Source organism: Terriglobales bacterium, from assembly GCA_035457425.1.
Lineage (GTDB): Bacteria > Acidobacteriota > Terriglobia > Terriglobales > Acidobacteriaceae > JACPNR01.
Genome location: DATIBR010000051.1, coordinates 1 through 4,958, shown reverse-complemented (window position 1 = coordinate 4,958; position 4,958 = coordinate 1). Strand labels below are relative to the sequence as shown.

Here is a 4,958-nt window from a genome sequence, read left to right as displayed (position 1 = left end):
AGATAGGTCATCATCGCCACGCCCGACCCGTTGCAGCCAAGGCAGAAGTGCATGCCGTCCTGCACCTGCCCCATGTGCGGCAAGAAGTCGAAGGTGAAGGCGACGTTCCCGGTCCAGGCATGTGTCACCTTGGCGTCCTTCAGCTGAGGAAACCGGTCGGTCATGAAGCGGTGCAGCACCGGCGCCGACACTTCCGGTGTGACCGCGGTGAAGCGCGCGCGGCCCCCGAAAAGCATGCGTTTCCCGTCAGGTGAGATGCGGTAGTAGCACAGCACTCGCGGTGTATCGCTGATCGTGCGGCCCTTGGGGATGAGACTCCTGGCAAGCCCCTCCGGCAGCTCCTCGGTAGCGATGATGTGGCTCGCCACCGGGATCAGCTTGCGCTTGAGCTGCGGCGTGGCGTCGCCGGTATAGCCGTTGGTCGCGACGATCACCTGCTCCGCCGTCATCTCGCCGCGCGACGTCCGCAGCCGGAAGGCCCCGCGCTTGCCGGTGATCCGCTCGACCTTCGTGCCCGACGCCAGCCGGACCCCGTACCGCCGCGCCGCATCCAGCAGGCCCTTGTAGTAGAGCGCCGGGTGCAACTTGCCCGAACGCCTCACCAGCATTCCCCCCTGGTAGAAATCGCTGTCGATCTCCTCCCGCTGCTGCCCCTTCGGCACCATGACGCACTGCGCGTCCGCGTACTTGTTGAACATCTCAACCTTGGCGGCGAGCTCCTCGTAGTGCCTGCGGGTACAGGCACCGGCGAAGCGGCCGCTGCGCTCCCAGAAGCACTCGATCTTCTCGCGCCTGATGATGTCCTCGACGAGGGTGAGCGAGTCAGAAGCCCCGCCGAGCAGACGCCCGGCCAGCGCCTTGGCCGCAGCGTCACTGACCCGGCGCTTGCCACCCAGCCCCTTGCCCAGACTCACCCCGCCGGATACCGCACCGCCGCTCAGGGTCGAGGCGCCGAAGCCGAAATCGTTCGCCTCCATCACCGCGCACCCGACCCCGGCCCGCGCCAGCTCGATGGCGGCGTTCAGCCCCGCATAGCCGCCACCGATAATCGCCACGTCGGTGCCGGGTGACAGCTCGATCGGCGGCTCGGCCTGCGGCCGCCACGCCTCCCACCACCACGGCATGGCCTTGAAATCCGGATGGAACACACCGCCCTTGGTCATCACGTTCTCCCTTCGCGGTCGGCGGTCCTCTCGTTCAACGGCCCGGCATTCCTCCGCCCCTGCCGAAGCGCGCCGCCAGCGCAAGCAACGCAGAGACGAGGACGATCTGCAACGCCGAGATCGCCGCGATCGTTGGATCGATCTCCATGCGGATGTTGTCGAACATCTTCTTCGGCAGCGTCATGTTGGCTCCGCCGAGGAACATCGCCACCACCAGCTCGTCGAACGAGGAGATGAACGCCAGGAAGGCGGCGGAGACCAGGCTCGGTCGGATCTGCGGCAAGGTGACGTGCCACACCGCGCGCCAGAGGCTCGCGCCGAGGCCGAGCGCCGCCAGCTCCTGATTCACGTCGAAGTCGCGCAAGCCCGCAACGACCAGCGCCACCACGAACGGAAGCGCGAGCAAGGTGTGGGCGACCGCGATGCCGTACCACACGCCGATCAGCCTGAGCTTGGCGAACAGGCCATAGAGGGCGATCGACAGCACGATCGTGGGCACGACGATCGGCGCCATGGACAGCTTCTCGATCGCGTCCCGGCCCCAGAACCGCGCCCGCGTGAGACCGAACGCGAGCGGCACCCCGAGCAGTAGCGACAGCACCGTCGTCGCCACCGCGACCTCCAGGCTCAGCCAGGTCGGCGTCAGCCAGTTCGGGCTGTTCAGGTAGCGTTCGTACCACTGCAGCGACCAGCCAGGCGGGGGGAACTGCAGGTATTGCGCCGAGCTGAACGAGATCGGGAACACGATCAACAGCGGGAGCTGCAAAAACAGATAGACCAGGCCCGCGACGCCGGCGAGCAGCAGCCGGCCCGGGCGCAAGCGCCTCATGCCGACCTCGTCCGCGCCATGCGCGAGATACCCCAGAATGCCACCAGCGTGAGGGCCAGCAGGATCGCCGACAACGCGCCGGCAAAGGCCCAGTTCAGCAGCTCGCGCACCTGCTCCTCGATGAGGTTGGCGACCATCACCACCCGCCCACCACCGAGCAGGGCTGGGGTGATGAAGAAGCCGAGAGACAGCGTGAACACCAGCGTCACCCCGGCCGCCACGCCGTTCATGGTCAGCGGCAGCGTGATGCGCAGGAACGCGCGCCAGCGCGGAGCCCCCAGCCCCACCGCGGCGAGCACGAGGTTCGGATCGACGTTCTTCACCGCGTTGAACACCGGCAGGATCATGTACGGCAGCAGCACGTGGACCATGCCGATCAGCACCCCGGCCAGGTTGTTGAGCAGCGGTAGCGGGCTGTCGATCACGCCCCAGCCGATGAGCGTGCGGTTGACCACCCCGTTGCGGCCGAGCATCACCATCCACGCATAGGTGCGTACGAGAATCGACGTCCAGAACGGCAGCAGTACGAAGGCGATGCCCACGAGCTGCCAGGCCCGGCCACTCGTCGCCATGACGTAGGCCACCGGATAGCCCAGCGCGAGCGTGAGCAGGGTGACGATCGCGGCAATCTTGAAGGTCTCGAAGATCACCCGCAGGTAGAGCTCGTTGGTCAGCACCCTCTCGTAGGCGGCCAGGCTCCCGCCCGCGACGCTCAGGGCGAGCAGCCGCAGCAGCGGCGCGGCGAACAGCGCCAGGAGCAGGAGGGTCGCTGGCCCCGACAGCACGATCGCGCCGGCGGCGGCACGGCGACGAGCGCGGTCGGCGGGCGTCACCCGGCCCCCCGGATCACGTGTGCGTCCTCGGGCGCGAAGCCGACCGTCACGCTCGCGCCCGCGGACACCGCGTGGCGCCCACGCACCATCAGCTCGACCCCCTCGGCGACCCGTACCCGCAGCTTGTGCGTCTCGCCAAGATAGACCGCCTCCACGACAATGCCGGTAAACCGGTTGGTGGCCGAGTCGATCGCCATCTTCTCCGGCCGCACCAACAAGCGTACGCGCCCGCGCCCGCCGTCGAGTCCCCGCACCGTCACGCTCGTGCCGTCGTCGAGCCGGACGCGATCCGGAGCGGCGATCTCACCAGCGAGCAGGTTGGACTCGCCGATGAACTGCGCGACGAACGCGTCGGCCGGGCGATCGTAGACCTCGTCCGGAGCGCCGATCTGGCGGATCGCGCCGCCGTCCATCACCGCGATGCGATCGGACAGCACCAGCGCCTCCTCCTGGTCGTGGGTGATGAACACCGTGGTCAGGCCGAGTCGCCGCTGCAGGCGCCGAACCTCGAGCTGCATCGACTCGCGCAGCTTGCGGTCGAGCGCACCGAACGGCTCGTCGAGAAGCAGCACGGTCGGATCGAAGACGACGGCCCGCGCCAGCGCGACACGCTGCTGCTGCCCGCCGGAGAGCTGCGACGGCAGGCGCTCGCCGTAGCCCCGCAGCTCGACCAGCGCCATCACCTGGATGACCCGGCGCTCGATCTCGGATCTCGGCACGCCGCGCATCTGCAGGGGGAAGGCGATATTGCGCGCCACGCTCATGTGCGGGAACAGCGCGTAGTTCTGGAACACCATCCCGATGTTGCGCTTGGCCGGCGAGACATCCGTGATGTCGGCGCCGCCGACGGTCACGCGGCCGGCATCGGGGAACTCGAAGCCGGCCACCACCTTGAGCAGCGTCGTCTTGCCCGATCCGCTCGGGCCGAGGATGGTCAAGAACTCGCCGGCCGCGACCGAAAGCGACACCCCGCCGAGCGCGACGACGGCGCCGTAGCGCTTGGCAACCCCGTCGACCCGGAGCTCGGCGTCCTTTATTTCTTGAGCAGCCACTGCTTCCAGCGTTCCATGCTCCTCTCCAGGTTGTCGTCCCACCAGGAGACGCTGAGCCAGAACTGCTTGGGAAGATTCTCCGGGTAAGTCGGCATGTGCGGCGCGGCCTGCGGATCGATGTACTTGATGCTCTCGAGATTGAGCCCGGGATAGCCAAGCTCGTTGGCGTAGATGGCCTGCCGCTTGGGATCGCTCATGTAGGCAAGCATCTTGTTGGCCCAGTGGAGATCCTTCGCGCCCTTCGGGATCACGAAGGTCCCCTGCTTGAGCGAACCCTGGGTCCAGTCGACCGCGATCGGTGCGCCCTTCTTCATGAGGTCGTAGAAGCGGCCGTTCCACCCGGTGGCGAGGACGACTTCCTTGTCGAGCAGCAGCTGCGCCGGCTGCTGGCCGGTGGTCCACCACACGTTTACGTGGGGCTTGATCTCGTCGAGCTTCTTGAACGCACGATCCAGGTCGATGGGATAGAGCTTGTCGGCCGGCACGCCGTCGGCCAACAGCGCGTATTCGAGATTGTCGACGGGATGGTTACGCATGCTGCGCGGCCCCGGGAAACGCTTCACATCCCAGAACTCCGCCCAGCCCTTCGGCTGCTTGCCGGTGGCGAACACGTCGGTGCGATAGGCGAGAACGGTCGAGTACACGGAGGAGGCGAAGAGGTACTCGCTTCGGGCCTCCTTCGGATAGGCGGAGCGATCGACCATTTTCGGATCGATCTTCTCGACCAGCCCGAGGCGCTGCACGAGAGCCCCGTCCTGGCCGCCGATCTCCGTCAGGTTCCACTCGATATTCCCGGAGCCGACCATCGCCTTGAGCTTGCCGAGATCGACCGGTGAGGTCTCCACGACGCGGATGCCCGTATCCTTCTCGAAGGCATCGAAGTACGCCTTGCGCAACGCCGCGTTCATCGACCCGCCGGAGGCGTTGACCACGATCTGCTTCGGCTTCGGCGGCTCACCCTGGGCGAAGGCGCTGCGCGCCGTCAGCAGGGCCGCGCCCGCGCCCACCATGACCTCGCGACGGTTCAGCTTGATCGGTCTCATAGGTTCCCCCTCCCCATCCATCCGAGGTACCGCAAGGA

The 4,958-nt window shown here is 67.2% G+C and carries 5 protein-coding genes; all 5 read right to left on the bottom strand.

The window, feature by feature from the left end; translation table 11 throughout:
* Positions 1–1,163 (bottom strand): FAD-binding oxidoreductase (locus tag VLA96_03730; protein HSE48297.1); only part of this gene is annotated, 1,163 nt, incomplete at its 3' end.
* 34 nt (positions 1,164–1,197) lie between these two features.
* Positions 1,198–1,992, bottom strand: a complete 795-nt coding sequence (locus tag VLA96_03725; GenBank protein ID HSE48296.1) for an ABC transporter permease — start codon at positions 1,990–1,992, stop codon at positions 1,198–1,200.
* Positions 1,989–2,825 (bottom strand): ABC transporter permease, encoded by an 837-nt coding sequence (locus VLA96_03720; protein HSE48295.1) that lies wholly within the window; start codon positions 2,823–2,825, stop codon positions 1,989–1,991. Before VLA96_03720 ends, VLA96_03725 begins: the two co-directional genes overlap by 4 nt.
* Entirely contained in the window at positions 2,822–3,877 is a 1,056-nt protein-coding gene (locus tag VLA96_03715) for an ABC transporter ATP-binding protein (GenBank protein HSE48294.1), read from the bottom strand. Before VLA96_03715 ends, VLA96_03720 begins: the two co-directional genes overlap by 4 nt.
* Positions 3,859–4,920 carry an ABC transporter substrate-binding protein gene (locus VLA96_03710; protein ID HSE48293.1) on the bottom strand — a complete coding sequence of 354 codons (1,062 nt, stop codon included), beginning with the start codon at positions 4,918–4,920 and terminating at the stop codon, positions 3,859–3,861. Before VLA96_03710 ends, VLA96_03715 begins: the two co-directional genes overlap by 19 nt.
* Positions 4,921–4,958: the final 38 nt, after the last annotated feature.

What these genes read in the sequence shown, in the direction of transcription:
- VLA96_03710 (HSE48293.1), bottom strand. Translation starts at nt 4,920, where the DNA reads ATGAGACCGATCAAGCTGAACCGTCGCGAGGTCATGGTGGGCGCGGGC.
- VLA96_03725 (HSE48296.1), bottom strand. Translation starts at nt 1,992, where the DNA reads ATGAGGCGCTTGCGCCCGGGCCGGCTGCTGCTCGCCGGCGTCGCGGGC.